The following is a 25,850-nucleotide window of genomic DNA, read 5'->3' on the forward strand; positions in this document are numbered from 1 at the left end:
AGGCGTGCAATGGCGCCGCTTGTCCTCATCGGCGCACTTGCCGCCGCTGCCTGCGGTCGCGGCGGACAGGACGGGAGCGACGGCGATTTCAAGATCGCGATCGTCACCCGGAACTTCACCAACCCCTATTGGGCGGCATTGCGCGACGGTGCCCTCGCGGAGGGACAGAAGCTCGGGGTGAAGGTCACGGTGCAGGCCGGGCAGTCCGAGACCGACGCCGACGGTGAGAACGCCCAGATCTCCACCCTGGCGGCACAGGGCTACGACTGCTTCGGCGTGGTGCCGGTCAACGCCACGAATGTGATCACTCCGCTGACACCGGTGGCGCGCAAGAACATTCCGATTCTCGACCTCGACACCCAGATCGATGCGAAGGCCTCCGCGCAGGCCGGGGTGTCGTATGCGAGCTTCATCGGTTCGGACAATCTCGACGCGGGCCGTATCGCCGGGCAGAAGATGCTCGAGGCGCTGGGCGGCACCGGCAAGGTTGCCATTCTGCAGGGCATCGCGGGCGAACAGAACGGTATCAACCGCGACCAGGGCTTCACCGATGCCGTGGCGGGCAAGCTGGAGGTCGTCCAGAAGGCGCCCGCCGACTACGAACAGGACAAGGGCCTGCAGGTCACCGAGGCGATCCTGAAGGCACATCCGGATATCACCGGCATCTTCGCCGCCAACGACACCATGGGCCTCGGCGCCGCGCAGGCGATCAAGAACGCGGGCCGGACCGGTCAGATCAAGGTGATCTCCGTCGATGGCATCCAAGCTGCGCTGGACGCCGTCAAGGCGGGCACCCTGACCGGCACGGTGACCCAATACCCGTATGCCGAAGGTCAACTCGCGGTGCAGAGCTGCCTGGCCGAGCATCAGGGCAAGAAGCTGCCCGAGCGCGTGGTCTCCCCCATCGCCTTCATCGGCAAGGACAATGTCGAGCAGCAGATCGCGGCGTTCCCGCGTCCGATCGTCGCCTTCGACAACCCGGTGGAAGGGCTGTTGAACAAGTGACCGCGGAGGCAACCGAAGAGCTCCGCGCGCGTGAGGGGCGCACGGAGATCCTCGCCAAGGTCGCCGAATTCGCGGCACCGCTCGCACTGGTCGTGCTGTGGGTGGCGTTCTTCATCGCCACCCCGAACTTCCTGACGGCGGACAATATCGGCGATCTACTGGTCGCCTCGACCATCCTCACCGTGCTCGCGCTCGGCCAGCAATTCGCGATCACCGTCGGTGGTATCGATCTGTCGGTCGGCGCCAACTTGCCATGGGCGGCAGCCGTTCTCGGGTATCTGGCCAGCCACGGCTACCCGATGGCGGTGGCCATCGGGGCGGCGATCCTGGCCGGACTGGTGGTCGGCATCGTCAACGGTGTGCTGGTCGGCCGACTGCATATGACCGATTTCGTCGTCACGCTCGGCATGCTGAGCGTGCTCAACGGCATCACCCTGCTGCTGACGCACGGCAATACCGAGGCCGTGAGTTCCCGCTTCCTGCAGCGGCTCGCACTCGACGGCATCGGACCGGTGCGCTGGTTCTGGCTGCTGGCACTGCTGGCCGCACTGGTCGTGGCGGGCATTATCTTCCGCACCCGGATCGGCACCCATCTGCTCGCCACCGGCGGACGACTCGAGGCCGCGCGCGACACCGGTATTTCCGTGAACCGGATCCGGCTGTTCGCCTACGCCATGTCCGGATTGCTGTGCGGCATCGCCGGTGTCATGCTGGTCGCCCGCAACGGCGGCGCGGATCCGTCACTGCAGACCACCTACCTGCTGAGCTCGATCGCCGCGGTGGTGCTGGGTGGTTCGTCACTGTCCGGCGGCAAGGCGTCGGTGCTCGGCACCGTCTGCGGTGCGGTGCTGTTCACCTCGCTGATCAACGGGTTCACCATTCTCGGCATTTCGCAGTACTACCAGCCGGTCGCCGTCGGCGCGGTGCTGCTGCTGGCCGCCGGGATCGCCCGGTTCCGAAAGTAGGCCGAAAACATGACGATTCCATTGCTGGAGGCGCGCGAGCTCACCAAGTCCTTCGACTCGGTGCGGGCGCTGGCCGGGGTCTCGCTGACGATTCCCGAGGGCGAAGTCACCGCGCTGGTCGGCGACAACGGTGCGGGTAAGTCGACATTGGTGCGCTGCCTGACCGGCGTGCAGGCACCGGATACCGGGCAGATCCTGTTCAAGGGCGAACCGGTGCGCCTGCGCTCACCGGAGGATGCGCGCAAGATGGGCATCGAGACCGTGTATCAAGATCTCGCCCTCATCGACGATCTGGCCGTATGGCAGAACCTCTTTCTCAATCGGGAGTTGGTGTATCCGCTCGGCATCGTCAACCGCAGGGCGATGATCGCCCGCAGCGGTGAGATCCTGCGCGATCTGGATGTCGATGTGCCCTCGGTGCGCACCACTGTGCGCCGAATGAGCGGCGGTCAACGCCAGAGCATCGCCATCGCCCGCGCGGTGGCCTGGGGTAAATCCATGGTGATCATGGACGAGCCGACCGCCGCACTCGGCGTGCGTGAGACCGCCGCGGTCGAGAAGTTGGTACGCGGCCTGCGCGAGCGCGGGATCACCGTATTGATCATCAGCCACGATCTGGCTCAGGTCATGCGGATCTGTGACAACGTCGTGGTGCTGCGGCGTGGCAGATCCGTGGCGGCGCATCGGATCAACGAAGTGAACGGCGACCGGCTGGTCGCATTGATCACCGGTGCCGCACCCGGCAATCTGGAGCTCACCGCGAACGGAGCCGAGTCGTGACGGTTGTCGTCCTCGGCTCGGTCAACCAGGACATCGTCTGTGAGGTGCAACAGCTGCCGCGGCCCGGCGAAACCGTGCTGGCACTGCGCTCGCGAACCAACCTGGGCGGCAAGGGTTCCAATCAGGCGGTCGCGGCGGCACGAGCGGGCGGCCGAGTCGAATTCATCGCCCGAATCGGGCGTGATGCCGATCCTGGACTGCGAAAATCGTTGCGCGAGTACGGCGTCGAGCTCAGCGCGCTGCGTGAGGTGCGGGATGCGCGAACCGGCACGGCCTATATTACCGTCGCCGATGGCGAGAACCAGATCGTGGTCGACCCCGGCGCCAACTTCCGCTGGGAACCCGAATCCGAACTCGACACCATGGCCGAGGCCGATCTGCTGCGCTCGGCCGAAGTCGTTGTCGCACAGTTGGAAGTGCCGCCGAACGTGGTCGAATGGGCCGCGCGGCGGGCGCGCCGTTTCGTCCTCAATGCCGCTCCGGCGACGGCGCTGCCGGATGAGCTGTTGCGCCGGTGCCATCCGCTGATCGTCAACGAATCCGAGCTGTCGGCACTGACGGGAGCCACCGCGCGGACCCCCGAGCAGGCATTCCACCTGGCCCATTCGCTGTGCTCGCGCGGTGTGGAGTCCGTCGTCGCCACCTTGGGTGCCGCCGGGTCGGTGTGGGCGCACCGCTGCGATGTGCCCGCGCCGGTCGTGGGTGGGTATCAGGCTGCGCCACAGGTGAATTCGGTGGACTCCACCGGTGCGGGCGACGCCTTCGTCGGCGCGCTGGCCACCGCACTCGCCGATGGTATGCCGCTCGGCGGCGCCGTGGCCTATGCCACCGCGGCCGGTGCGCTCGCCGTCCAAACACCGGGAACTCACGCCTCCTACCCCACCGGGGACCAGATCGTCACGGCGCTCGCGGCCATCCCCACAGCCCGGCCGCTCGTCTGAAGCCCTCTTCGAGAAAGAATCGCACTGTGCGCACCAGCGGACTCATTCACGCCGAATTACTCGCCGCGCTCACGGCGCTGCGCCATACCGACCTCTTCGCCGTCAGCGACTCCGGTCTGCCGACACCTGTCGGCGTGCCGGTCATCGACCTGGGCATCAGCTACGGATTTCCCAGGTTCGAGCCCGTGCTCGAGCTGATCCTCGAGGAGGTCACCGTCGAAGCGGCCTGGGGCAGCCGTGATGTCGCTGAGCAGAATCCGGAGGCCGCGGCACTGCTCAACGGCCGCCTGAACGCGGAGTTGATCGACCACGACGACTTCAAACAGCGCATCGGGGCGTGCCGGTTCGTGGTGCGCACCGGTGAGGCCCGCCCGTATGCCAATGTGTTGCTGCGGGCCGGGGTGCCCTGGTTGTAGCGTGGGAAATATTGTTATCTCAGAATTTGAACCCAGCGCACGCGCGGCCCGTATCGATTGCGGGAATGGTCAGTTGACCGGTGCTCGGATCGAGGACTGATTCCGCAGGTCACGATACTTTGCGACGGCTCGCAACTCGCTGACATGTGGGTCGGGAGGAGCGGTGGAGATGGATCTTCGCGAGGTCGTATCCGCGGGTGTGTGGGAGCAGCGGCAGCTGCTGGAGCAAGGGGTGCTGACGGCCCGTGAGCTGACCGAGGCGACGCTCGACGGGATCGATCAGGCGGGTGAACTGAATGCCTTCACTCGGGTACTGCACGAACAGGCCGTCATCGAAGCCATCGAGCGGGATCAGCAGGACGTCGGGGAGCGCGGACCGCTGCACGGTATCCCGATCGCGGTGAAGGACGAGATCGACGTGGTTGGCGTCCCGACTACATTCGGCACCCGCGCCAATCTCACCCCGGCGGTCGCCGACGCCGAGGTGGTGCGACGGCTGCGGGCAGCGGGCGCGGTCATTGTCGGTAAGACCACCATGCCCGAGTTCGGGCAGTGGCCATACACCGAATCCACTACCTACGGTTTGACCCGCAATCCATGGGATCTCACCCGCTCGACCGGCGGCTCCAGCGGCGGCTCCGCCACGGCGGTCGCGGCGGGGCTGGTACCGGCCGCGCTCGGCGGTGACGGCGGCGGCTCGATTCGGATTCCCGCCGCCTGCTGCGGACTCTTCGGCCTGAAAACCCAGCGTGGACGGGTGCCGACCGCACCGAACGAACATCTGTGGTGGGCGTTGGGCGTCCTCGGCCCGCTCACCCGAAGCGTGCTGGATTCGGCGATCATCTACGACGTCATCTGCGGAGCCACACCGGCCGACCGTTTCCAGGCCCCCGATCCGATGCTGTCGTTCGAGGATGCCGCGCGGCGCACCCCGGAGAGCCTGCGCATCGGCTACAGCACGAAATCGCAGACGATGCTCGCGAGAGCGGTGCCCGAACATGTGCGCGCGGTGCACGACACCGCCGAACTCCTTGCCCAACTGGGCCATACGGTATTCGAGATCGATCCGGAGTATCCCGATTTCACGGTCGCCTTCTATCCGCAGTTCTATGGGGGCGTGCGCGCCGAAATCCCGCTGATCGACCACCCGGAACGGCTCGAACGCCGTACTCGCCAAACCCTGGCGCTCGCTTCCTGGGCACGTCGACCGGTCGTCGAATGGGCCATGCGCCGCGGTGACGCCCTGGCCCGCAAGGCCGATCGCATCTTCGATAAGTGCGATCTGTTGCTGACCCCCACCATCGCGCACCGCCCGCCGCGGGTCGGTGTCCTCGACAACGCGAATACCGTCCGCGCACAAATCGCCTCGGTCCCCATGGTCGCCTTCACCGGATTCTGGAATGTGACCGGACATCCCGCCGCATCACTACCCGCGGGCATGGCCAGCGATGGACTCCCACTGGCGGTCCAACTGGTCGGACCGTCGAATGGTGAGACCACCATCCTGTCCGTCGCCGCCCAACTCGAACGAATCCGCCCGCATCCCCGCCCCGCTTAGCCCGAAAGTCCCTGTCTCCGCTGGCATTGTCGATAAAATTCACCCCGGAGGTGATGTGCCGTGACAAGCGTGTTGCTGATCACCGGAGACGCGGCCGAAGATTTGGAGGTCATGTACCCCTACCAGCGGCTGCTCGAGGAGGGGTATGAGGTCCGAGTGGCCGCCCCGACCGCCAAGCAGCTGCAGTTCGTGGTGCACGATTTCGTCGACGGTTTCGATACCTATACCGAGAAACCCGGACACACCTGGCCTGCCGATATCGCGCTGGCCGATGTCGATCCGAGTCGCTACGCGGCATTGGTACTGCCCGGCGGACGGGCGCCGGAGTACCTGCGCGGCGATGCGGAGTGCCGCCGGGTCGTCAAACATTTCGTCGATGAGGACAAGCCGATCGCGGCACTGTGCCATGGTCCGTTGATCCTGCTTGCCGTCGGCGCGCTGAACGGTCGTTCGTCGAGCGCCTATCCGGCGTTGGCACCGGATCTGAACGCGGTTGGCGCACAATGGGAAGACAGTCCGGCCCATGTCGACGGCAATATCGTCACCGGTCGCGCCTGGCCAGACCATCCACAGTGGATGCGCGCTTTCTTGGAGGTGTTGCGCGCCAAAGCGCCTGCACCGGGTCAGTAAGGTCTCGCGTCCCGCGCTCACCGAGGTCGACGGCGGCACGCAGGTAACCTGGACCACCACCGCCGAAGCGGGCCTGCCCTTCATCGCCGCCTGGTTCAACCGTGTGCCCCGAACCGGCAATTCCCACTCCTCCGGCAAAGTGCGCGACGCCGCTGAACCCGCCACGGGCCCAAGCGAATCGGTCGCGTGGCGGCGTCGCGCACCAGCCATCAGCGCTCGCGCGCGCCGAGTGTCAGAAATGCGAGACCGAGTGCCAGCACGGCCAACCCGCCCCATGACATGATCGGCAACCGCTCACCGACGACAACCGCACCGAGCACCGTTGCCACGGCAGGCTCGGCGAGCGTCAATGTCGTCGCCACCTGCACAGTCGTGTGCCGCAGGCCGTAACCGAACAGGCGGTAGGCGACGAAGGTGGTGAATACCGCAAGATGCAGCGCCACCGCGATGCCGCGACCAGTGTGCAGCCAGGATGTGTTGGTGCCCAGTACAACCGGCAGCACCAGCAATCCGGCAACACCGAACATCGTACCCATCACCGCATTCGACGAATGACCGTGCGCGATGAGTCTGCCGCCGATCAGCGAATAGACGGCGTAGGTGAGTCCACCGAATGCGGCCAGCACAATGCCGAGCAGATCGACCGGTGCGGTCCCGCCCGTCACTTCGGGTCCGAGCACGAGGACCGCACAGCCGATTACCGCCGCCACGGTGGCACCGACCCACCGCTGGTTCGGCCTACCCTGTCCGGAAACCCAGGCCAGCAGCCCGGCGAAAACCGGCGCGCTACCGAGCGCGATCACCGTGGCGACAGCCACGCCAGTCCGCGCCACGGCCGGATAGAAGGTCACCGGATACCCCGCCACCGCCAACGCCCCGACCACAACCAACCACCGTTCACCGCGCGTACACCGCAACCGCGCACCAGTGGACAAGAACAACAACAGCCCACCGAGCACCAACCCGGCAGATCCGATCGCCGCAGCGGACGCACCCGCGGGAGCCAATGAACTCATGGTTCCCGTGGTCCCCCACAGCACCGCCGCGGTCAGGATGGGAACCGGGCCACTGAACGCCCCGGCACGCGAACCACCAACCGCGACAACATCTTTGATATCAGACAAGGCCATGCACTTCCGTCATCGAATTCGACAGGGATTCGAAACGGGCGCACGACATCACCCCAAGACTGCCCTCGACGAACAGCCCGGACCGCGAATCAGGAATTCAGCAGGTGCGCCCGATCAGGCGCACGGCGGCGGCGTAACGGCATGCCAGTAGATATCCACGCGACGATCCTAACGCGATGACCGGCCCTGTATCGAATGATCTTCGATACAGTTGGCCCGGTGAGGAAGATTGATTCGCCGATCGGACCGCCGATCGGTGCCGTGCGGACCACACCCGGTCCGGCGGTGCAATTGGATGACATCGACCGGATACTGCTCGATCAGCTCGCACGGGACGGGCGCATGACCAATAGCGCCCTCGCCGATGTCGCGGGGATCGCGCCGTCGACATGTCTGGGGCGGGTGCGGTCACTGGTGGAGCGCGGCGTGATTCGCGGATTCCACGCCGATATCGATCCGGCCGCGCTCGGCCGGAATCTGCAGGCCATGATCGCGGTTCGGGTGCATGGCAATGCACGTCCGCACCTCGCCGAGTTCGGAGAGCAACTGGCCGAACTCGACGAAGTGCTGAACGTGTATTTCATCGCTGGCGCCGACGACTATCTGATCCATGTCGCCACCGCCGACACCGAGGGACTTCGGGTCTTCGTACTGCAACATTTGAGCGCACATCCCGCGGTCGCCTCCACCGAGACGATCCTCATCTTCGAGCATGTGCGCCCGCGAACCAGCCCGATGGCTTAGGCGGCTGCTAGCGTCTCTGCGGCATAATTGTGTGCGGCCGCAACGGATTCGGACAGCAGGTGCCCGCGGTGCGTGCTCAGACCGGCGGCCAGGCCCGGATCCGCGGCGACCGCATCGCGCCAGCCGTGCTCTGCGAGCGAAATCGCATACGGCAGTGTGGCATTGGTGAGTGCGACAGTCGAGGTGTACGGCACCGCACCGGGCATATTGGCGACGCAGTAGAAGACCGAATTGTGCACCCGGTAGGTCGGCTCAGCATGGGTAGTCGGGCGCGAATCCGCGAAGCAGCCGCCCTGATCGATGGCGATATCGACCAGCACCGAACCCGGCTTCATCTGTGCGACAAGATCATTGGACACCAGCGTCGGCGCCTTCGCGCCGGGTACCAGCACCGCGCCGATCACCAGATCCGCCTCCCGGACCAGACTCTCCACCTCGAAGCTGTTGGAGATGATGGTGCGCACCTGACCGTGATACTGCTCGTCCAGCGCACGCAGGCGCGCGATGTTCAGATCCAGCACCGTTACGTCCGCGTGCATACCGACCGCGACGGCGATCGCATTGCTCCCGGAAACACCGCCGCCCAGCACTACTACCTTGGCCGGACGCGCACCCGGCACACCGCCCATCAGCACGCCGCGGCCACCGCCGCTGCGCATCAGGTGATATGCGCCGGCCTGGGGCGCGAGCCGTCCCGCGACCTCGCTCATCGGCGCGAGCAGCGGCAGCGATCCGTCCTTACCGGTGACGGTCTCATAGGCGATCGAGGTGATCCCGGAGTTCAGCAGCGCGTCGGTGCAGTCCTTGGAGGCCGCCAGATGCAGGTAGGTGAACAGCAACTGCCCCGCGCGCATGCGCGAATACTCCTCGGCCACCGGCTCTTTCACCTTGAGCACCATTTCCGCGGTACCCCAGACCTCATCCGGGGTATCCAGCACCCGCGCCCCGACGGCCGCGTACGCCATATCCTCGAACGCGGACCCCTGACCGGCACCGGCTTCGATATACACCTCGTGCCCGCGTGACACCAGCTCGTGCACCCCTGCGGGTGTCCATGCGACCCGGTACTCGTGGTTTTTGACCTCGCGGGGAATTCCGATCTTCATCAACACTCCTGTACGTCGATCCGATGGGATTGGCAACATGTGATCGTTCGATCACCTCGGGGTAAGTATGAAGATCATTCAAGGTCAGGTCCATATTGATGAAGATAGTTCTCTAATTCAACAATATGGCGTCCTGATATTCATCCTCGAAGGTCTCTGCGACTATCGGTTCGAAAGATATTCGGAGACCCCTGGACTGTTGGTAGCGGGGGATTCCGGCTCGTGCCGCCCGGTCGCTCGGCGAGCGACCGGGCCCGATCTCAGCCGTTGACCGCGAGCACCAGCTTGCCGGTCGAGGTACGACTCGCCATCAACCGATGCGCCTCGGCGACCTCGGACAGCGGGAACTCCGCGGTGATCGGCAGCTCGACTTGCCCCGTGGTGACCAACCGGAACGCGCGATCGGCGATCTCCCGCAATACCTGCGGCGCATCGGCGGTGAGCCCGAGGATCGAGAATCCGGAGATCGACAGGCCCCTCGGGTAGAGCTCGGGCTGGCCGATCTGCCAGCCCGGCTCACCACTGGCATTGCCGTAGGAGATCAGCCGCCCGAACAGTGCGAGCGATTCGAGACCGCGCCGCAAGGTCTGCCCACCGACCGGGTCGAGCACTACATCGACACCGCGTCCACCGGTCGCCTCCCGGATATCGGTCTCGAAGCTCTCGGCCAGAAAGGCATCGTCGTAGCCGAGCTTGCGTGCGTAGTCCGCCTTGGCTTCGCTGGAGACCACGCCATATACCGCACCCGCGCCCGCCAATTTGGCGACCTGCCCGACCACGGTGCCAACGCCGCCCGCCGCTGCCTGCACCAGCACGATCTCCCCTGGCTGCACTCTGCCAACGGTATTGATCAGCGCATACGCAGTGGGCAGGACCGTGGGAAGGGTTGCGGCCGTTCGCAAATCGACACCATTGGGCACCGCGAACACCGTCGCGGCGGTCACCACCGCAACCTCGGCGTAAGCGCCGCCCTCGGTGATCGCGGCCACCGGCTGGCCGACCGTGAACCCGTCGACATCGGCGCCCATCGAGCGCACCCGCCCCGAAAGCTCGAGCCCCGGCACGAACGGCAGATCCCGGACCCGATACCCGACCGAACGAGCCTGCAGATCGGCGAAGTTCACCCCGACATATTCGACGTCGATCGCGATTTCACCGGGACCCGGCGTCGGCGCATCGAGTTCCACCTCCCGCAACACCTCGGGTCCGCCCAGCTCACTGATCTGAATCGCCCGCATAACCCCACACTCCACTAGAAACACCGACCGGATAGTTCTAGCAGGAAATGGGTTCAGCGGCAGTCCACCACGAGTGCCGTCGCATTATCGGTGCTACCGGCCTGTAGTGCGTTGTCCACCAAGGTTTCCGCGGTTAGAGCCGGGGTTCGACCCGCGACCAGTATCGACTTGATCGCGACCATATCGAGCCGCTTGTGTACGCCGTCGGTGCTCAACAGCAGTCGGCCCCGGCTCGATCCGGTGGCGGCGCGACCGATGACATCCGGACCGGCGGTGCGGGTGGAGGTGGTGACCAGGTGGTCCATGCGGCTCGCCGGGCGCACGCCCCTGGCACGCATGAACTCGGCGACGGTGTGGTCGGTGGTGATCTGATGCAGTACCCGGCCGTTCCAACGGTAGGCGCGACAGTCGCCGACCCAGGCGATATCGCAGGGGCCGTCGGGCTGATCAGCGGCGGGTAGCACGGCGATCACCAGCACACTGTCGGCCTGCTCCTCCGGGAATTCCCGCAGCAACTCCTGCTGGGCCGCGACCACCCCGGCCAGCGCGCCATTGCCCGCACCGACCCGCGCGGCGACCGATGCCGCGGTCCGCGCTGCCCTGGCCGCGGGCAGGCTGTCGCCCACACCGTCGGCGACGACGAATGCGGTGCGGCCGACGGCCGGGTCGGTATAGGTGGCGAAGGCGTCCGCATTGAGTGAACGCCGCCCACGCGCGCTCACCACACCGGGCGTGATGCCGAGCCTTACCGGCTCGGGGCGGACGATGGCGATCGAAGCGGTTGTCTGCAAGGTCTGACCTCCTTGGGCTGGACCTGCCCCTACGCTGCCGATCCGCACAACTCTGTAACTCCAGTGAACCTCGGTTTTCCAAGTACCGTGCCAAAATTACCCAAGGGAACGCTGTGAATCCTGCGCGCACCCGCCGTGGGAGCCCGGTTTCCCGAATACGATGGCTCGGTGGAAAGCGTCGACGGCCTCGATCCGCTGCTGGCGAACCGCGGTAACTGGGATGCTCGTGCCCCGATTCACGCGGCCAGCGAGTTCTATCGCAATCGCGATTCGGCGTATTGGTTCGCGCCCTTCGAATGGGATGCCCTCGGTGACGTGCGCGACCGCGATGTGCTGCACCTACAGTGCCATCTGGGGACGGAGACAATCGAATTCGCCGAACGCGGGGCGACCGCGGTCGGTCTCGACTTCTCCCCTGCCTCGATCCGGCACGCCCGAGAGCTCGCCGCCGATGCCGTCGAATATGTGTGTGCCGATGTCTACGATGCTCCGAAGGCGTTGCGACACAGGAAATTCGATATCGTTTACACCGGCAAGGGCGCGCTCTGCTATCTGCCCGACCTGCCGCGCTGGGCGTCGGTACTCGCCGAACTACTGCGCCCGGGCGGCCTGGTATACATCGTTGAATTCCACCCGCTGCTGCATTCCCTCGGCCCCACGCCTTCCGCTGGCGTCGATCCGGATTCGCTTGTCCTGCATGATGATTACCTCGAAGGGCGCGGGCCTCAGCGTCGCGACAGCGACCACACTTACACCGACGGTCCGGCACTGGCCAGCGACACCACAGTCTACGAATGGCGCCACGGGCTCGGCGAGGTGATCAACGCCCTGATCGGCGCGGGGCTGCGCATCACCGATCTCACCGAAACCGAGATGCTGCCGTGGCCGCGCTGGTCGCGGATGATCCGCACCGATAACGGTTGGTTCCGGCTCCCGCCACCGGATCCCATCCTCCCATTGCTGTACGGATTGGCGGCGACCAAACCGGCCTAGCAGCAACGACTCCCGCAACTTTGCTACGCGATAGCCATCGAACTCTTTACACTGCGACGATCCACATCGAGGGAGCGTCGAGTGTCCACTACCGTTCAGGTCTTGTTCGTTGTCGTCGCCGTGCTCGTCGGCATCATCGTCGCGGTGATTTCCGGAATCCTCTCCAAGGTCAGCGGCTCGCCCGCGGGCATCGTGATCCGCGACGGCGGCGTTGCCTTCGCGGGTACGGCCGGTCTGACCCTGCTACTACTCAAGGCCATCGGGGTGCTGTGAGAGCCCCCGTCACGGGGCCCGCTCGGATCAGCTGCCGAAGACGACGCAAGCGAAGCTGACGTGTACGCCGGTGCCGACTCGAACATCCACCGTTCCGATGGGCGTGACGTCGGGGGCCTGCACGGCGCTGAGTGTGTGCGGACCCGTTGTCTTCGGAATCCAGGTCACCAAGGCGATGCCGCCCAGCGGGCGGACCACTCCGAATAGGACGCCGTTGTCGTAGAAGGAGACGAGTTCCGTCGCATTGTCGACATAGGCCTCCGCAGTGGCCGGACAGTCGGTGCCGTAGTTGGTCGCCAGACCGTAGTTCGAATCCGGCATCACCCCAACCCTGGTCACCGCGGCATTCGCCGTCGGCGCTGTGCACGCCGCGGCGATCGCGGTACCGAGCACGGTCGCGGTCATGATCGTTCGGTAGCTCATAATTCGGTCCTCGTCGTGGGGTGCCGAGTTGCGGAGATCATAGATAGTCCGCCGAGCGCTGCGTCCTGAATCGCCCAGCGTTTTCGCAATTATGTACCCGGCGGTTCGGTTTACGGGTCGATATCCCCGGTCGGACCCGATCCAAGTTAGAACGTGTTCTAACGTGTCGGGTATGGACGTGACATACGAAGGCACGAAACGCGAGCTCGCCACCGATCAGGGCGTGCTGCGCTATCACGAGGCGGGCGACGGGCCGCCGCTGTTACTGCTGCACGGCTCCGGAATCGGCGTCAACGGGTGGCGCAACTATCGCGGCAATCTCGCGGTCTTCGCCGAGCACTTCCACTGCTACCTCCTCGAATTTCCCGGTTTCGGCGTCAGTGATCCGGTGGACGGACATCCCGTGCTGACCGCGGGCGCGGCGGTGCTGCGATTCATGGACGGGCTCGGCATCGAATCCGCGGCCATGGTCGGCAATTCGCTGGGTGGCGTCGTCGGGGCGAATCTGGCGATCCAGCATCCGTCGCGGGTGCGCAAGCTGGTCACCATCGGCGGGATCGGCCCGAATATCTTCAGTTCCAGTCCGAGCGAAGGGATTCGGCTGCTGCAGGAGTTCGCCGACAAACCCGATCGGGACAAGTTGCTGCGCTGGTTGCGTGCCATGGTCTACGACCCCGCGGTGATCACCGATGAGATCATCGAGGAACGCTGGGCGGCCGCGCAACATCCGGATACCCAGAAAACCGCCGCCATGATGTACGGTTCGGCCGCCTGGGCCATGCAGCAGAAATTCCTGGCGAATTCGAATACGCCGCCCTACTGGTCGATGCTGCACAAGGTGCAGTGCCCGACCCTGCTAACCTGGGGTCTGGATGACCGCGTCAGTCCGCCGGATATGGCGCTGGTGCCGATGCGGCAGATCCCCAATGCGGAACTGCACGTATTCCCGAACAGCGGGCACTGGGTCATGATCGAAGCCAAGGCGGCCTTCGAACGCGCCACCCTCGAATTCCTACGCCGCTGAGTCAGCGATCCGGATAGACCCTACGCCGGACGGCACGCCTTGGCAGTGACCGGAATCTCGGGATATTCGGGCAAGGACTCGTTTGTCTTCGGCGCCATGATCCGTGCCAGACCTGCCATGGACTCCAGCACGGGCAGCCGCGTGAGGGTATTCCGAATTGCCATGCCCGAGCGGGTTTTCGGCACCATCAGCCGCAGGTTCGGTCCGATCTGCTGTTTGCGCTCGACCAGTGCGCGGTGACTCTGCTCGTAACGGTGGAAACCGGTGCGGTGCTCGCCGTTCGCGGCGGCGAGTGCGCCCGCCAGCCGGTATGCGCCGACGAGGGCGAGTTCGGCACCGGCTCCGGAGGCGGGCGAGGCGCAATAGGCGGCGTCACCGACGAGGGCGATGCGGCCGGTCGACCAGCTAGCCATCTGGACCTGCCCGAGGGAGTCGAAATACAAGTCCGGATCGGCGAGTGCGCCGTCGAGCAGTTGTGCCACATGCCATGCGGATTCGGTGCCGAACCGCTCGGTCAGCAAGGCGCGGGCGGCGGCGGTATCCCGCGGATCGAGGTCGAGCAGTGGGCTGCGGAACATGAAGTACGCCTTGGCCTGTGCGTGCTTGCCGGAACGGTAGATACCCGCCATCGTGCCTGGCGTGTTGTAGACGCTGACCCAGCGGTCGGGTCCGAGCGTGGCATCGGCGTTGCCGAAGGCGAAGTAGTGGTCCAGGTGACGGACGAAATTCGATTCGGGCCCGAAGGCCAAGCGTCGCACGGTGGAGTGCAGGCCGTCCGCGCCGATGACGAGGTCGAACCGCCGTTGGGAGGCGTGCTCGAACGTGACGGTGACGCCGTCCTCGTCCTCATCGAGGGCCCGAATCGACTCGCCGAACAGGTATTCCACGTCGACGTTGCGATCGTGCAGGATCCGGACCAGATCGCCGCGCATGATCTCCACCTCGGCGCTACCGTATTTGTCCTTGATTTTCTGCATATCCACCTCGGCGATGGGATCGCCGGTGGCGTTCACGAACCGCATACCGGCGACATCGGCGGCCGCCGACCGGATCTGCGCCATGATGCCCATGCGCTCGGCGACCGAGATCGCTTGATCCCGCACGTCCACCCCTTGGCCACCGATGCGCAGTGCTGCCGCGCGCTCGACGACGGTCGGCTGGAAGCCGTGCCGTGCCAGCCAATACGCCAATGTCTGTCCGGCGATGCTCGCACCTGAGATCAGAATCCGCATTGCCTACTCCCTGTCTCGAAATGTCTGACCGCTGGTCAGTATGGCCACTGTATGTCGCTGACCAACGGTCAGTCAAGCGGTAGCATCGGTCACCATGGCCGACGATTCACGTGCCCGCATCCTGCGGGCCGCGCTCGACCTGTTCGCCGAGCGCGGATACCACACGGTTTCCGTGCGCGAGATTGCCGAACGGGTCGGGCTGACGAAAACCGCTGTGCTTTATCACTTCCCGAGCAAAAGCGAGATCGTCGCCGCACTCGTCGAGCCGCTGCTGGTCGACAGTGAAGAAGTGCTCGAGGCCGCGACACGCGGGCGGGACGCCCAGGCGCGCCGCTGGGCGGTGGTGGCAGGGCTGCTGGAGGTGTGGCTTTCACACGGTCAGTTGTTGCGGATGCAGATGCAGGACCAGGCATTATCCGCCGACGAGGCCACCTTCGCGCGATTGCGGACCATCGCGCTCTCGGCACAGGAACTGATCGCCGGGCCGCATGCCGATTTCACCATCCGCGTGCGGGCCGCGCAGGTCTATGCGGCACTGAGTGATCCGGTAGTCATCTTCGCCGACCGGCCCGCCGACGAGTTGCGCACGGCGATTCTGGATGGCGCACGGCGATTACTCGGCGATTCCGCCGCTGGCGCCCCTGTCCACATACCCGCCGCCGAGGTTCCGCCGACCCGCCCGAACCGCCGTGGCCGCCCCGGCGCAATGACCTCGGACATGATCGAATCCGCCCGCGATATGCGAGATTCCGGCCGTCCGATCGACGAGATCGCCGCCGAGTTCGATGTCTCGCGTGCCACGCTCTACCGGCACTTGAGCAAGACGAGCGAATTATGAGATATTTTCGAGACGCCGGGTTCGAGGTATTCTGCTCCGCGAGCACGTCGACAGGGATGTAATGACACTACGTACCTTGGCCACAGCCGCCGCGCTGACACTCCTCTGCGTGGGCGCGGCGACCGGCTGCGGAAAGAATGCGGCCGGGCACCCGGTAGCGGCGAGCAGCACCAAGGCAACCGGAACAACGACTTCCACGCCATCCACCACCGCCGGGCCATCCGCGCCCGCGGATTCGGTAGGCAAGCACGACACCATCGTCACCGGCCCCGACGCCGAGCCGCTGATGGCGAGGATCCGCGCCACCGATCCGTGCTCGATGTTGGACCCGGAACCGTTGAAATCGATGAATCTCGGGGTGAAGTCGGCGACACGTGCGGGGCCGGGGCTCGCCGGGTGCCAACTCAGGGTGGGCGATCACGTGGGCGAGCCCGACTCGAAGGCTGGCCTCTACCTGTTCGAACTGTCACTCGGCGAGGTGTACGAGGACACGGACCGTGCGCAGGACAAGGTCGAAACGGTCAACGGACACACGATCTACCGATCCCATCTGTCCGATGATCCCACCTTCCCCGACACCTGCTATTACTACGTGCCTGCCGGGCACACCGGCTACGCACACCGGATGCGGTTGCGCAAAGTTCCAGCCGACGGCGCACCGGACAAGACGCCATGGCCCGAAAAATGCGCTGTAGCAAAGGATTATGTCAGCAGAATCGTCGATCGGCTGGACAGCCTGACACCCCGCGACAAACCATCCGATGGGACCGTGCTGTACGGCAAGAATCCCTGCACGGCCACGGATGCGGTAAAAGCTCAGTACAGCGATTGGACCTCGAGCTCGACCAGCTGGATCGCTCCGTATTACTGCCAACTGAATTTCACCCAGCCAGGTGCGAAATACAGCCTGCAGGTCGATCTCGAATACCGCATGGATACCGAGCAGAAGGCACCGTCCAGTCCCGGCAATGGCCCTTACCAGGCAGCGGGGTTGAACGGCATCATCCTCCGATCGAACGTGTACGGCCCTGTCCCGTCCCGGTGCGCCGTCAGCCTCACATACCGGCCGAGTAGCGACGGCCGCCTGAACGGCCATCTCATCAAGCTTGCGGTCGATTGGACCGCGGTCCCTCTTGCCCAGTACGGCGACCCCGATCACCCGACGGACGGCAGCTGGCCACCACTGCCATCCGACGCCTGCGCCCACGTCGACGCTCTGAGCACCGCGGTGGTGCGCGCCGCTGGCTAACCTCTCGCCACGAAGTCTTTGGCTGACGCGACCACCTGGACGGCCCGGAGGCTCCCGTCGGCCAGGCCAAGGGTGGCCTGTCTACTGATCGACGGCCCCCTCCCCACCGACCTCGTCGCCATCGAGTTCGCGATCGGCCGAGTGCACAACCCCATCGACCGAGGCCTGCTCGATCACGGACCCGACACCTTGCGAATCACTCCAGGGGCGGCGGTGCGGGTGATTGACCGACCCGGGATCGCCGGTGAATATGAATCATGCGTGTCTGCCAGATGTACGGATCGAGAACTACTCGGTGGGCGTCGGGCAGGTCGCGCTGATCCGAGCCTCGAGTGCGAGATGAATCCGACGTGGCACAGGCACGCGTCTTTTACGAATTACTCACCGCGGAAGCCGAGTCCCTGGCCGCGGCACTGCGGCCACACCTGACCAGGCGCGGGCTACCCGGCGCGAGCACCGAGGCACGGTTGCTGGAGCGCGACCTACGCGAGGTGCGCCGGTGCCTGGAACTGCTGCGCGACCGATTTCCGGAAATGGGCCAGGGCGCCGTCGTCGACCGATGACGTGCGTCAGTTGCGCATTCGCGGCATATCGCACCGACAAGGGGACTAACCTGCGGCGCATGGCAGTTACCTGGCCGGACGAAATCGATGATGTCTTGCGTGGTGATCTCACCGCCGGATTGGCCTATATCACTCCGGCCGGTGGGGCGGTGGTGACGGCGGTGTCGCCGATCGGGATGCGCGACCGAGAGCGGGGGACGGTGGGGTTCACGACCTCGCTCGGCTTCGGGCGCAAATTGGAGCGGATCAAACGGGAGCCGAAGGTCGCGCTCGCGTATCACGCGCGTGAGCATGGTCTGGGCGATCAGCACAACCAGAGCTTCGTGCTGGTGCAGGGCATCGCGAGTTTCGACGCCCAGCCCGACCAGGATGCCCTCGATCGCCGCGCCGAGCAGGCGACGCCCTATATGGGCGCACCGCGACGCGGTCGCTTCTGGGATCGCTGGCTCAGCGCCTATTACACCGACAGAGTTGTGGTGACGGTTGCGGTCACCCGAATCATCACCTGGGCGAATCCGGATGCGACCGGCGAACCTGAGGTGTTCGGCGAACCGCTGCCCACCACCGCTGATTCGCAGCAGCCGCCCGCCAAAGGCACCGGCCCCCGCGTGGACAGCGCCAAGGCTGCCGCGCGCGCCAGGAAATTGCCGCACTGCCTGCTCGCCTACCGCCAGTCCGACGGCTATCCGGCCGTGGTACCCACGAATATCACCGGATCGAGCGAGGCGGGCGTAAACCTCACGGTCCCAGCGGAAGTCGCCCAGGGCGGCCGCCGCGCCGGTATCCTCGCCCACTCCTATCGCCCACAACTCGTCGGCCTCGAATGTCGTCAGCACACCGGCTGGATCGAAATCGACGGCACCGACGCGACTTACGCACCCCACACCCAATCCGGTTTCATCGCACCCCCGAACAAGACACTGCTGTTGCTGGCCAATGGATTGATGGCCCGGCGCGGACTGGCCCAAGCCCGGAAACAGGGCCGCATCGCTGCCTTGCGCTGACCCCGGGAAGGGCACGAACCCCCTCCCGATCGAAATCGGAAGGGGGCCCGGCTTTTCAGGTGGAGTAATTCAGCGTAACCGGCAGCCTGGCATGCCCATTGGAGATGAAGCTGACCACCGTCCCCAACTCGGACAGATCCGCCGCCAGCCGCATATTCGGAAATCGCGCGAAGATCGCGGGCAACGACACCAGTGCCTCGAGCCGAGCCAACGGCGCACCTAAGCAATGGTGCACGCCGTACCCGAAAGCCAAGTGGTCCTTACTGTCTCGCGACACATCGAATTGATCGGCGGTGTCACCGTGCAGTTTCGGATCACGGTTGGCCGCCGCGTAGGACGCGAGAATCGGCTCACCCTTGGCGATATGCACCCCATCGATCTCGATATCGTCGACCGCGAACCGCAGCGGTAGATGTGCGACCGGCGCCTCGAACCGCAGCGCCTCCTCGACCAGATCGGCCCAGGTCGCCCGTTCCTCGACCAGCGCCACGCGCTGCTCCGGATTGGTCAGCAGGGCGAAGATCGCTTGGTCGAGCAGGTTGACCGTGGTCTCGTGCCCGGCACTGATGACCAGCAACAGCGTATCGATCAGCTCCTGCTCGGTGAGCTGGGATCCGTCGTCCTCGTCGCGGTGCGAGATCAGCAGACTGGTCATATCGTCGCCGGGATGGTCGCGCCGAAACGCCACCAATTCACCGAGGATCCGATACATCTCCATATAGTTCGCCTGCGACTCCTCCGGCCCCAGTGAGGTGTCGAAAATGCCGTCGACGCATGTGCGCAAGCCCGGGTTGAGTTCCTCGGGCACACCCATCAATTCGGAAATGACCTGGATCGGCAGCGGATACGCGAAACCCTCACGCAGATCGACCGGTTCGCCCACCGGCGTCCTCGCGAGTTCGGCGAGCAGTTCCTCGGTGATCCGCTCGATCTGCCCGCGCATCGCCTCGGTGCGCCGATGGGTGAATGCGGGCGCGACCAACTTGCGCAGTCGCTTGTGGTCCGCACCGTAGGCGGTGAACATATTGTTCACCGCGACCCACAGGAAAAGCGGCCAGTCCTGCGGAATCTCGCCATTGATGAAGGCGGGCCAGTGCTGGCTCGCATCCTTGGACACCCGCGCGTCGATAAGCAGCTTCTTGAGCAATCCGGCATCGGTCACCGACCAGGCCCGCACACCGGCGGGCAATTCCACCAGCGCCACCGGACCACGCTCACGCAGGCGTGCGGATTCGCCCTGGATATCGGTTCCCGTCAGATCCAGGGTTATAGGTTGTTGCGCCACAGATCTCCTTAAAGCATGGTTAGCGGAGGGGATTCGGGAAAGGTGACGGGCAGGGATACGAGGGCCCGATGGAACGGACCCGGGCGCCAGCTGAGTTGTTCAGGCTCTGTTGCCAAACGCATTTCGGGGAGTGCGTCGAGCAATTGGTCGATGGCGTCCTGGACGATGAGATAGGCGACCGAGCGCGCCGGGCAGGAATGCGGACCCACACTCCACGCCAGATGCGAACGGTTGGGTCCGAATTCGCTAACGCCGATGGCGGGATCGTTATTGCATCCGGCCATGCTGATCACGACTGGCTGATGCGCGGGCAGCCAGACGCCGTCGATCAGGATCGGCTGTCTCGGATAGGAGACACAGTAGTTCGCCATCGGCGGGTCGGTGAACAGCACTTCGTCGAGTGCGTCACGGGTGGAAAGACTTCCGCCGTGCACGCTGCCAGCGAACCGGTCGTCGGTCATCATCAGCAGCAGAGTGTTGGTGATCAGATTCTGCTGCGGTTCGATGCCCGCGCCGTAGACGGTGACGAGTTGGTGGATCATCTCCTCATCCGAGAGCGCGGCCGAATGCGCGATCAGCCGCGAGGTGATGTCGTCGCCGGGCACGCTGCGCTTCTGCGTGACGAGTTCGAACAGCGCGTCGGTGAGCATCGCATTGCCCTTATCGGCATTGACACCCTCGAAGATCGCCGCCATCCCGGTGGCGACCTGCTGGCCGATCTCCGCCGGGCAGCCGAGCATCACATTCAGCACCTGGAAGCTGAGCGGAAATGCGTACTGGCTGATCAGATCGGCCGCGCCGTCACCGCAGAAGGCATTGATCAGCGGGACGGCGACCTCCTCGACGATGGCATGCAATGCGTGCAGATCGATGTCGCCGAGGCTGGCCGCATTCGCCTGCCGATAGCGCAAATGCTCGTTTCCCGCGCTACGCAAGGCATTCGGCCGCCATTCCAGCATCGGTAGCACCGGACATTCACCGGGAATATTTTGCTGCCAAGTGCGTGGATCCGCCGGAAAGTGGTCGGGATCGTTCAGGATTCGGATCGCGGTGTGATAGCCGATCACCAAAGTGGCGGGTACACCGGGCGATAGCTCGATCGGCACCAGAGATCCATACTGGCTGCGCATTTCCCGGTACGCGCGGTGCGGATCTGCGGCGAACTCCTCTGAGTAGAGCGGTACGCGCGGGCCGTCGGTATCGATCGGCGACCCGAACGCGGGGCCGGGCTGGTTTGTAGCTTTGTGCAATGCGTCGGTTACTTCCGGGACTCCTGGCGATGGAATAGGAACTCGACGAGCGTGATCAGCGACCGCAGACAGGTGCTGCGCTGACGCGCGTCGAGCGAGGTGAGCGGAGTATCCGGCGCGAGATCCAGTGCGTCCCGGATCTCTTCGAGCGGATAGCGCTTGGCGCCTTCGAACTGGTTGACCGCGACCGAATACTGCACTCCGCGCTCCTCGAGCACGGACAGCACCTCATCGGCCTTCTCGATGCGCCGGGTGTCCACCAGGACCAGGGCGCCGAGCGCACCGCGCGCCAATTCCTCCCACAGTGGGACGAAACGCCGTTGCCCCGGCGTCCCGAAAAGGTACAGCGCGAGTGTGGGATTCAGCGTAATGCGACCGAAATCCATCGCCACGGTCGTCTGCGATTTGCCGGGTAACCCGGCCATATCGTCGACGCCGACACTGGCCTCGGTGATCGTCTCCTCCGTGCGCAGGGGCCGGATCTCCGAAACGCTGTTCACGAATGTCGTTTTGCCGACGCCGAAATTGCCTGCCACCAAGAGCTTTACCGACCGGGTCACGGTCTCCGGCACATAGTCGACAGTGCGCTCAGGCCGGGAGAGCGCGGAGCCCATTGAGTACCTCCTCGAGCAGGGTGATCTCCGGCATGACTTCGGCCGGGGTCGGAGTGGCCAGGTGGTCGCTGTCCAGCAGATCGGCGACGACGATCTTCACCACGGATGGCGGCAGGTCGAGATAGGCGGCGATCTCGGCAATGGACAGCGCACTGCGACGGCTGCACAGGTTCAGCACCTGGCGCGCATCGGGTGTCGCACCAGGTGCCGGATCTTTGGCGGCGACGACCAGGGTGACCAGGTCCAAATCACGACTGGGACGGATTCGCCCCCCGGTGCGCACATAGGCCCGGACCAAGTCGGGGTCTCGCCGGGACCTCGTCATGACGTCAAGCCGCCCTCAACCCTTCCGCGCGGCTGGGCGCCTAACTCGTGCCCGACCCGCCCGGCGAGTTCATTCATGCGGTGCGCGACCAGCCCGATATCGGTCTCGGCCGTCGTCGAAACACCGAGCAGCGCACCTTCACCCGCCGCGGTGATGAGGATCATGCCCTGGTCGTATTCGGTCATATTCTGACGCACACCATTGTCGAGACCACCACAGAATTCGCCGAGCGCTTTACCTAGGGAGCGCAGACCCGAGGCCGCCGCGGCGAAACGCTCGGCATCATCCTTATTGACACCGTCGGAGTGCGCGATCCGCAGTCCGTCGTCGGACAGCAGCACCGCGAACCGGACGCCGGGAACATTGCTGAGATCCTCGAGTAGCCAACCCAGCCTATTGCTGCTGTCGGTCACCGGTGTGCTCATCAGGATGACATCCCTTCGCTGTTATCGGATGCAGCAGCCTCACGGCCGCTCTTGGAACCCATCTGCCAGGCGGAGGCTATTTCGGGACGAGCCTGTCCCGCTTCGGATTCGGTGCCGGTCTGCGCGGGCACCGAAGACACCGCCCGACGGCGTCGCTTCGGTAGGCCGCCACTGGTGATCTCGTGCACAGCGAACTCCTCGTTCTCGGCGGGTTGTTCGCCCACCCCGGCCAAGACCGGAACCGGGGATAACTCGAAGGGCTTATCCTCGGCTGCAGTGGTCGGCACGGGTTCCGGGGCCGGGGTGACGGCGGGAACGGCCGGTTCGGCGTTCGTCACCGCGGTGACGAGCAGCGCCTCGGGGATGTAGACCATCGCCCGCATACCGCCATAGACGTTCGGGCCATCGATGTAGACGGTGAAGCCGTAGCGCCGGGCCAGCGCCGCGATGCCGGGGAAACCGACGCGGGGGGACGGGCCGAGCTGGTGGATGTCGATCGGGCGCTCATTGGCGAGCACCTGCCTGGCCTCCTCCATCTGCTCCGCGTTCATCCGCACACCGGCATCGTCGATGATGACGGTGACGCCGTGGTGGCCCTCCTGGAAGGTCACATCCACATAAGACGTCGGCGGGGAGTAGCGCAGCGCATTGTCGAGCAGCGTGGCCAGGGTGTGCACGAGCGGTTCCACCGCACGGCTGATGACGATGCGGTCGAGCTGGTTGGCCCGCACCCGCAGGTAGTCACGCACACGCCCGATCGCGCCGCCGACCACATCGGTGAGCGACTGCGCCGGCCAGCGCCGACCCGGCAGACCACCACAGACGATCACATACGACTGCGCCTGCCGCAGCATCTGCTGCACGGTGTGGTCGATGCGAGTCAGGGTGGCGTAGACCTCGTCGTCGCGGTGCTCGCGCAGCGCGGCGCTCACCACCTGACTGACATCCGCGCCGAGGCTGACCACGGAGGTGCCGAAGGAGCGCACCGCCGCACTGGTCGCGGCCCGCGAGGCGGATTCGATCTCGGCTCGAGTGCTCTCCTCGGTAGCCTTGATCGCCTGCTGCGCCTTTTCCTCGGCTTCGCGCGCGGCCTGCTCGTGCGCCTCCGACTGCACCAGGCGCAGATCATCGGCGTACCGCTCGGAAATCCATTGCAGGCACTGGACGAACCGGGAATTCTCCTGACCCGTCGGCACCTCGATGGCCGAAACCGGTGCCTCGAAACGGCGCACCGCCTCGGTCATCGCCGGCAGTGTCTGGCCGGCGAAGTGCTCGAGGGTTTCCTCCTGCGCCCGATTAGCTCTATTGAGGGCGTCGGCGCGGATCTTCTGTTGTTTCGCGTATTGCGCTACATACAACGCCGCCGCCACGGCAATAATGAGAGCGGGGGCGAGGATCCATGAAAGCACCACGGCGATATCTTGATTCATCAGCTCTCTCGTCGTTGCGACAGCCGGAGTCACTGCGCGTTGTCTCGCCTTCCTCGCGACGCCGACCAGGATCAACATTCGTCGAATGCGGCCACATCGACACCGGCACCAACCCCAGAGTGCCCGCACGGCAAGCGATTCGAAGATCACCGACCGCCCGGATCGAGCCGAATAGTAGCTCGGCACCCGACGACCCGCCCACAGTAGCAGCATCGCGGAGAAGTCTCTCTCGATCCGAGGACCACATTCTGATTCCTCGAACCGCCGGTGCCCCCATCGCATTTCGGGTACTGCCCGATCGGTATGACCGAATGCCATAAATAGCGAACCGCGGGTACCGGATACTATGCGCGAATGGCAAAGCTGAAGGTGTCCGTCGACGTGCCGATTCCCCCGCAGGAGGCCTGGTCACATACCTCCGATCTAGCCGGACTCGACAAATGGCTCCTCATGCACGAAGCGTGGCGCAGCGAGGTGCCCGCCGAACTGACCGTCGGTACCCAATTGGTCGGCGTCGCATCGGTCAAGGGACTGCGTAATCGGGTCACCTGGACGGTCAAGGCCGCTGAACCGCCGCGCCGGCTCGCATTGAGCGGTGCGGGCAGGGGCGGTACCAAATTCAAGCTGGAACTGCTGGTCGCCACGAAAGACGCGGGCTCGGAGGTCACCGTCGATATCGATCTGGGCGGCGCACCGCTGTTCGGTCCGATCGGTTCCGGGGTGGCGCGGGCGTTGAAGGGCGATATCGAGCGCTCGTTGGAGCGTTTCGTCGCGCTCTACAGCTGAGGGAGTTCGACGTGCCACATGCCGAGGCCGCGGACGGTGCCCGGATCGCCTATCAGACCGGTGGCGCCGGCCCGCCGCTGCTGCTGCTCACCGGGCAGGCCAATAACCACCATTGGTGGGATGGCGTTCGCGCCGACTTCGAGACCGCTTACCGCACCGTCTCACTGGACTATCGCGGGACCGGTGACAGCGATAAACCGGATATCCCGTACAGCACCCTCGGATTCGCCGAGGACGCGGTCGCGGTGCTCGACGAACTCGGCATCGAACAGGCCGCGGTGTACGGCACGTCCATGGGTGGTCGAGTCGCGCAGTGGCTGGCCGCCCGGTTCCCCGATCGGGTGCATACGCTGGTGCTCGGCTGCACGTCACCGGGTGGTCGCCACGCTGTCGAGCGGGGCGCGGAGGTGCGCAGGTCACTGGCCCAGCCCGATCCGGCGGCGGCGCGGCAGGCGCTGTTGGAACTGATGTACACCCGGGAGTTTCTGGCGAGCTCCGCGGGCCCGTTCAACACGCTCGGCGATGCGAGCATGCCCGCCTACGCGAAGCGCAGACATCTCTACGCGAGTAATAGACACGACGCATGGGATGTGCTCGCCGATATCACGGTTCCGACGCTGATCGTGCACGGGACCGAGGACCTGTTCAATCCAGCGGCAAACGCACCGTTACTCGCAGAACGGATTCCGGGTGCGCGGCTGAGATGGATCCCCGGGGCTCGGCACGCCTACTTCGACGAATTCCGAAGCATCGCAAGCCCTCTCGTCCGGGAATTCCTGGACGCGAACCGTCCGTAGTCCGAGTTCGCCTGGCGCACAGGCGAACTCGGACC

Annotated in this window: 29 protein-coding genes; 17 read left to right on the forward strand and 12 right to left on the reverse strand. The window is 65.1% G+C overall.

The features are described 5' to 3' along the window. The first annotated feature begins 9 nt into the window (after window positions 1–9). From ACIBG0_RS19320 to ACIBG0_RS19350, 7 genes are all read left to right on the forward strand, one after another. Window positions 10–1,005 carry a substrate-binding domain-containing protein gene (locus ACIBG0_RS19320; RefSeq protein WP_397034168.1) on the forward strand — a complete coding sequence of 332 codons (996 nt, stop codon included), beginning with the start codon at window positions 10–12 and terminating at the stop codon, window positions 1,003–1,005. Continuing rightward, window positions 1,002–1,970 (forward strand): ABC transporter permease, encoded by a 969-nt coding sequence (locus ACIBG0_RS19325; RefSeq protein ID WP_397034170.1) that lies wholly within the window; start codon window positions 1,002–1,004, stop codon window positions 1,968–1,970. The genes ACIBG0_RS19320 and ACIBG0_RS19325 overlap by 4 nt, the downstream gene beginning before the upstream one ends. A gap of 9 nt (window positions 1,971–1,979) precedes the next feature. Next, window positions 1,980–2,750 carry an ATP-binding cassette domain-containing protein gene (locus tag ACIBG0_RS19330; protein WP_397034172.1) on the forward strand — a complete coding sequence of 257 codons (771 nt, stop codon included), beginning with the start codon at window positions 1,980–1,982 and terminating at the stop codon, window positions 2,748–2,750. Then, the gene (locus ACIBG0_RS19335; protein ID WP_397034174.1) at window positions 2,747–3,691 is read left to right on the forward strand and encodes a ribokinase; all 945 of its coding nucleotides are present in this window, start codon (window positions 2,747–2,749) and stop codon (window positions 3,689–3,691) included. The genes ACIBG0_RS19330 and ACIBG0_RS19335 overlap by 4 nt, the downstream gene beginning before the upstream one ends. A gap of 26 nt (window positions 3,692–3,717) precedes the next feature. After that, a complete protein-coding gene (rbsD, locus tag ACIBG0_RS19340) occupies window positions 3,718–4,107 on the forward strand; it encodes a D-ribose pyranase (RefSeq protein WP_397034176.1) in 390 nt (129 codons plus the stop codon). A gap of 169 nt (window positions 4,108–4,276) precedes the next feature. Beyond that, a complete protein-coding gene (locus tag ACIBG0_RS19345; RefSeq protein ID WP_397034178.1) occupies window positions 4,277–5,665 on the forward strand; it encodes an amidase in 1,389 nt (462 codons plus the stop codon). A 60-nt stretch (window positions 5,666–5,725) separates the two neighbouring features. Further along, window positions 5,726–6,295 carry a DJ-1/PfpI family protein gene (locus tag ACIBG0_RS19350; protein ID WP_397034179.1) on the forward strand — a complete coding sequence of 190 codons (570 nt, stop codon included), beginning with the start codon at window positions 5,726–5,728 and terminating at the stop codon, window positions 6,293–6,295. Window positions 6,296–6,504: 209 nt separating this feature from the next. On the opposite strand, the gene ACIBG0_RS19355 is transcribed toward ACIBG0_RS19350, so the two are convergent. After that, window positions 6,505–7,425: an EamA family transporter gene (locus ACIBG0_RS19355; RefSeq protein ID WP_397034181.1), complete on the reverse strand. Its 921-nt coding sequence runs from the start codon at window positions 7,423–7,425 to the stop codon at window positions 6,505–6,507. Between the two features lie 240 nt (window positions 7,426–7,665). On the opposite strand from ACIBG0_RS19355, the gene ACIBG0_RS19360 reads away from it, so the two are divergent. Continuing rightward, window positions 7,666–8,169, forward strand: coding sequence for an Lrp/AsnC family transcriptional regulator (locus ACIBG0_RS19360; protein WP_397034631.1), 504 nt, complete (start codon window positions 7,666–7,668; stop codon window positions 8,167–8,169). On the opposite strand, the gene ald is transcribed toward ACIBG0_RS19360, so the two are convergent. From ald to ACIBG0_RS19375, 3 genes are all read right to left on the reverse strand, one after another. Next, complete coding sequence (gene ald / locus ACIBG0_RS19365) at window positions 8,166–9,275, reverse strand: alanine dehydrogenase (protein WP_397034182.1); 1,110 nt, start codon at window positions 9,273–9,275, stop codon at window positions 8,166–8,168. The two genes, ACIBG0_RS19360 and ald, sit on opposite strands and share 4 nt — an antisense overlap. Before the next feature lie 260 nt (window positions 9,276–9,535). Continuing rightward, complete coding sequence (locus ACIBG0_RS19370; RefSeq protein ID WP_397034184.1) at window positions 9,536–10,513, reverse strand: zinc-binding alcohol dehydrogenase family protein; 978 nt, start codon at window positions 10,511–10,513, stop codon at window positions 9,536–9,538. Between the two features lie 53 nt (window positions 10,514–10,566). Beyond that, on the reverse strand, window positions 10,567–11,304 hold the full coding sequence (locus tag ACIBG0_RS19375; RefSeq protein ID WP_397034186.1) for a PP2C family protein-serine/threonine phosphatase: 738 nt from the start codon (window positions 11,302–11,304) through the stop codon (window positions 10,567–10,569). Between the two features lie 168 nt (window positions 11,305–11,472). Between ACIBG0_RS19375 and ACIBG0_RS19380 the strand changes: the two genes are divergently transcribed. Next, window positions 11,473–12,297 (forward strand): class I SAM-dependent methyltransferase, encoded by an 825-nt coding sequence (locus ACIBG0_RS19380; protein WP_397034188.1) that lies wholly within the window; start codon window positions 11,473–11,475, stop codon window positions 12,295–12,297. A gap of 81 nt (window positions 12,298–12,378) precedes the next feature. Beyond that, window positions 12,379–12,570, forward strand: a complete 192-nt coding sequence (locus ACIBG0_RS19385) for a hypothetical protein (RefSeq protein ID WP_062987240.1) — start codon at window positions 12,379–12,381, stop codon at window positions 12,568–12,570. A 27-nt stretch (window positions 12,571–12,597) separates the two neighbouring features. On the opposite strand, the gene ACIBG0_RS19390 is transcribed toward ACIBG0_RS19385, so the two are convergent. After that, complete coding sequence (locus ACIBG0_RS19390) at window positions 12,598–12,993, reverse strand: hypothetical protein (RefSeq protein WP_397034190.1); 396 nt, start codon at window positions 12,991–12,993, stop codon at window positions 12,598–12,600. Between the two features lie 172 nt (window positions 12,994–13,165). Here ACIBG0_RS19390 and ACIBG0_RS19395 point away from each other — a divergent pair, with 172 nt between their 5' ends. Continuing rightward, window positions 13,166–14,017 (forward strand): alpha/beta fold hydrolase, encoded by an 852-nt coding sequence (locus tag ACIBG0_RS19395; RefSeq protein ID WP_397034192.1) that lies wholly within the window; start codon window positions 13,166–13,168, stop codon window positions 14,015–14,017. 20 nt (window positions 14,018–14,037) lie between these two features. On the opposite strand, the gene ACIBG0_RS19400 is transcribed toward ACIBG0_RS19395, so the two are convergent. Further along, on the reverse strand, window positions 14,038–15,249 hold the full coding sequence (locus tag ACIBG0_RS19400; RefSeq protein WP_397034193.1) for an FAD-dependent monooxygenase: 1,212 nt from the start codon (window positions 15,247–15,249) through the stop codon (window positions 14,038–14,040). 94 nt (window positions 15,250–15,343) lie between these two features. Between ACIBG0_RS19400 and ACIBG0_RS19405 the strand changes: the two genes are divergently transcribed. The 4 genes from ACIBG0_RS19405 (at window position 15,344) to ACIBG0_RS19420 (ending at window position 18,903) form a co-directional block, all read left to right on the forward strand. Beyond that, the gene (locus tag ACIBG0_RS19405) at window positions 15,344–16,087 is read left to right on the forward strand and encodes a TetR family transcriptional regulator (protein WP_397034195.1); all 744 of its coding nucleotides are present in this window, start codon (window positions 15,344–15,346) and stop codon (window positions 16,085–16,087) included. A 61-nt stretch (window positions 16,088–16,148) separates the two neighbouring features. Next, window positions 16,149–17,336 carry a DUF3558 family protein gene (locus ACIBG0_RS19410; RefSeq protein WP_397034197.1) on the forward strand — a complete coding sequence of 396 codons (1,188 nt, stop codon included), beginning with the start codon at window positions 16,149–16,151 and terminating at the stop codon, window positions 17,334–17,336. A 350-nt stretch (window positions 17,337–17,686) separates the two neighbouring features. After that, the gene (locus ACIBG0_RS19415; protein WP_397034199.1) at window positions 17,687–17,899 is read left to right on the forward strand and encodes a hypothetical protein; all 213 of its coding nucleotides are present in this window, start codon (window positions 17,687–17,689) and stop codon (window positions 17,897–17,899) included. A gap of 59 nt (window positions 17,900–17,958) precedes the next feature. Beyond that, a complete protein-coding gene (locus ACIBG0_RS19420) occupies window positions 17,959–18,903 on the forward strand; it encodes a hypothetical protein (protein WP_397034200.1) in 945 nt (314 codons plus the stop codon). Between the two features lie 55 nt (window positions 18,904–18,958). On the opposite strand, the gene ACIBG0_RS19425 is transcribed toward ACIBG0_RS19420, so the two are convergent. The 6 genes from ACIBG0_RS19425 to ACIBG0_RS19450 form a co-directional block, all read right to left on the reverse strand. Beyond that, complete coding sequence (locus ACIBG0_RS19425) at window positions 18,959–20,188, reverse strand: cytochrome P450 (RefSeq protein ID WP_397034202.1); 1,230 nt, start codon at window positions 20,186–20,188, stop codon at window positions 18,959–18,961. An 8-nt stretch (window positions 20,189–20,196) separates the two neighbouring features. Continuing rightward, entirely contained in the window at window positions 20,197–21,294 is a 1,098-nt protein-coding gene (locus ACIBG0_RS19430) for a cytochrome P450 (RefSeq protein ID WP_397034204.1), read from the reverse strand. Between the two features lie 152 nt (window positions 21,295–21,446). Beyond that, window positions 21,447–22,052 carry an ATP/GTP-binding protein gene (locus ACIBG0_RS19435; RefSeq protein WP_040689533.1) on the reverse strand — a complete coding sequence of 202 codons (606 nt, stop codon included), beginning with the start codon at window positions 22,050–22,052 and terminating at the stop codon, window positions 21,447–21,449. Continuing rightward, entirely contained in the window at window positions 22,027–22,377 is a 351-nt protein-coding gene (locus tag ACIBG0_RS19440; RefSeq protein ID WP_357472780.1) for a DUF742 domain-containing protein, read from the reverse strand. Before ACIBG0_RS19440 ends, ACIBG0_RS19435 begins: the two co-directional genes overlap by 26 nt. Continuing rightward, complete coding sequence (locus ACIBG0_RS19445) at window positions 22,374–22,802, reverse strand: roadblock/LC7 domain-containing protein (protein ID WP_397034206.1); 429 nt, start codon at window positions 22,800–22,802, stop codon at window positions 22,374–22,376. The genes ACIBG0_RS19440 and ACIBG0_RS19445 overlap by 4 nt, the downstream gene beginning before the upstream one ends. Next, window positions 22,802–24,232 carry an ATP-binding protein gene (locus tag ACIBG0_RS19450; RefSeq protein WP_397034208.1) on the reverse strand — a complete coding sequence of 477 codons (1,431 nt, stop codon included), beginning with the start codon at window positions 24,230–24,232 and terminating at the stop codon, window positions 22,802–22,804. The genes ACIBG0_RS19445 and ACIBG0_RS19450 overlap by 1 nt, the downstream gene beginning before the upstream one ends. 354 nt (window positions 24,233–24,586) lie before the next feature. Between ACIBG0_RS19450 and ACIBG0_RS19455 the strand changes: the two genes are divergently transcribed. After that, window positions 24,587–25,018, forward strand: a complete 432-nt coding sequence (locus ACIBG0_RS19455) for an SRPBCC family protein (protein ID WP_397034210.1) — start codon at window positions 24,587–24,589, stop codon at window positions 25,016–25,018. Window positions 25,019–25,029: 11 nt separating this feature from the next. Further along, a complete protein-coding gene (locus tag ACIBG0_RS19460; protein WP_397034212.1) occupies window positions 25,030–25,815 on the forward strand; it encodes an alpha/beta fold hydrolase in 786 nt (261 codons plus the stop codon). The last annotated feature ends 35 nt before the right edge of the window (window positions 25,816–25,850 follow it).

Origin of the sequence: Nocardia sp. NPDC050630 (assembly GCF_044457245.1) — a bacterium.
Taxonomy (GTDB): domain Bacteria; phylum Actinomycetota; class Actinomycetes; order Mycobacteriales; family Mycobacteriaceae; genus Nocardia.

What these genes read in the sequence shown, in the direction of transcription:
- ACIBG0_RS19320 (WP_397034168.1), top strand. Translation starts at nt 10, where the DNA reads ATGGCGCCGCTTGTCCTCATCGGCGCACTTGCCGCCGCTGCCTGCGGT.
- ACIBG0_RS19330 (WP_397034172.1), top strand. Translation starts at nt 1,980, where the DNA reads ATGACGATTCCATTGCTGGAGGCGCGCGAGCTCACCAAGTCCTTCGAC.
- ACIBG0_RS19345 (WP_397034178.1), top strand. Translation starts at nt 4,277, where the DNA reads ATGGATCTTCGCGAGGTCGTATCCGCGGGTGTGTGGGAGCAGCGGCAG.
- ACIBG0_RS19355 (WP_397034181.1), bottom strand. Translation starts at nt 7,425, where the DNA reads ATGGCCTTGTCTGATATCAAAGATGTTGTCGCGGTTGGTGGTTCGCGT.
- ald (WP_397034182.1), bottom strand. Translation starts at nt 9,275, where the DNA reads ATGAAGATCGGAATTCCCCGCGAGGTCAAAAACCACGAGTACCGGGTC.
- ACIBG0_RS19370 (WP_397034184.1), bottom strand. Translation starts at nt 10,513, where the DNA reads ATGCGGGCGATTCAGATCAGTGAGCTGGGCGGACCCGAGGTGTTGCGG.
- ACIBG0_RS19390 (WP_397034190.1), bottom strand. Translation starts at nt 12,993, where the DNA reads ATGAGCTACCGAACGATCATGACCGCGACCGTGCTCGGTACCGCGATC.
- ACIBG0_RS19395 (WP_397034192.1), top strand. Translation starts at nt 13,166, where the DNA reads ATGGACGTGACATACGAAGGCACGAAACGCGAGCTCGCCACCGATCAG.
- ACIBG0_RS19400 (WP_397034193.1), bottom strand. Translation starts at nt 15,249, where the DNA reads ATGCGGATTCTGATCTCAGGTGCGAGCATCGCCGGACAGACATTGGCG.
- ACIBG0_RS19405 (WP_397034195.1), top strand. Translation starts at nt 15,344, where the DNA reads ATGGCCGACGATTCACGTGCCCGCATCCTGCGGGCCGCGCTCGACCTG.
- ACIBG0_RS19410 (WP_397034197.1), top strand. Translation starts at nt 16,149, where the DNA reads ATGACACTACGTACCTTGGCCACAGCCGCCGCGCTGACACTCCTCTGC.
- ACIBG0_RS19420 (WP_397034200.1), top strand. Translation starts at nt 17,959, where the DNA reads ATGGCAGTTACCTGGCCGGACGAAATCGATGATGTCTTGCGTGGTGAT.
- ACIBG0_RS19435 (WP_040689533.1), bottom strand. Translation starts at nt 22,052, where the DNA reads ATGGGCTCCGCGCTCTCCCGGCCTGAGCGCACTGTCGACTATGTGCCG.
- ACIBG0_RS19440 (WP_357472780.1), bottom strand. Translation starts at nt 22,377, where the DNA reads ATGACGAGGTCCCGGCGAGACCCCGACTTGGTCCGGGCCTATGTGCGC.
- ACIBG0_RS19445 (WP_397034206.1), bottom strand. Translation starts at nt 22,802, where the DNA reads ATGAGCACACCGGTGACCGACAGCAGCAATAGGCTGGGTTGGCTACTC.
- ACIBG0_RS19450 (WP_397034208.1), bottom strand. Translation starts at nt 24,232, where the DNA reads ATGAATCAAGATATCGCCGTGGTGCTTTCATGGATCCTCGCCCCCGCT.
- ACIBG0_RS19455 (WP_397034210.1), top strand. Translation starts at nt 24,587, where the DNA reads ATGGCAAAGCTGAAGGTGTCCGTCGACGTGCCGATTCCCCCGCAGGAG.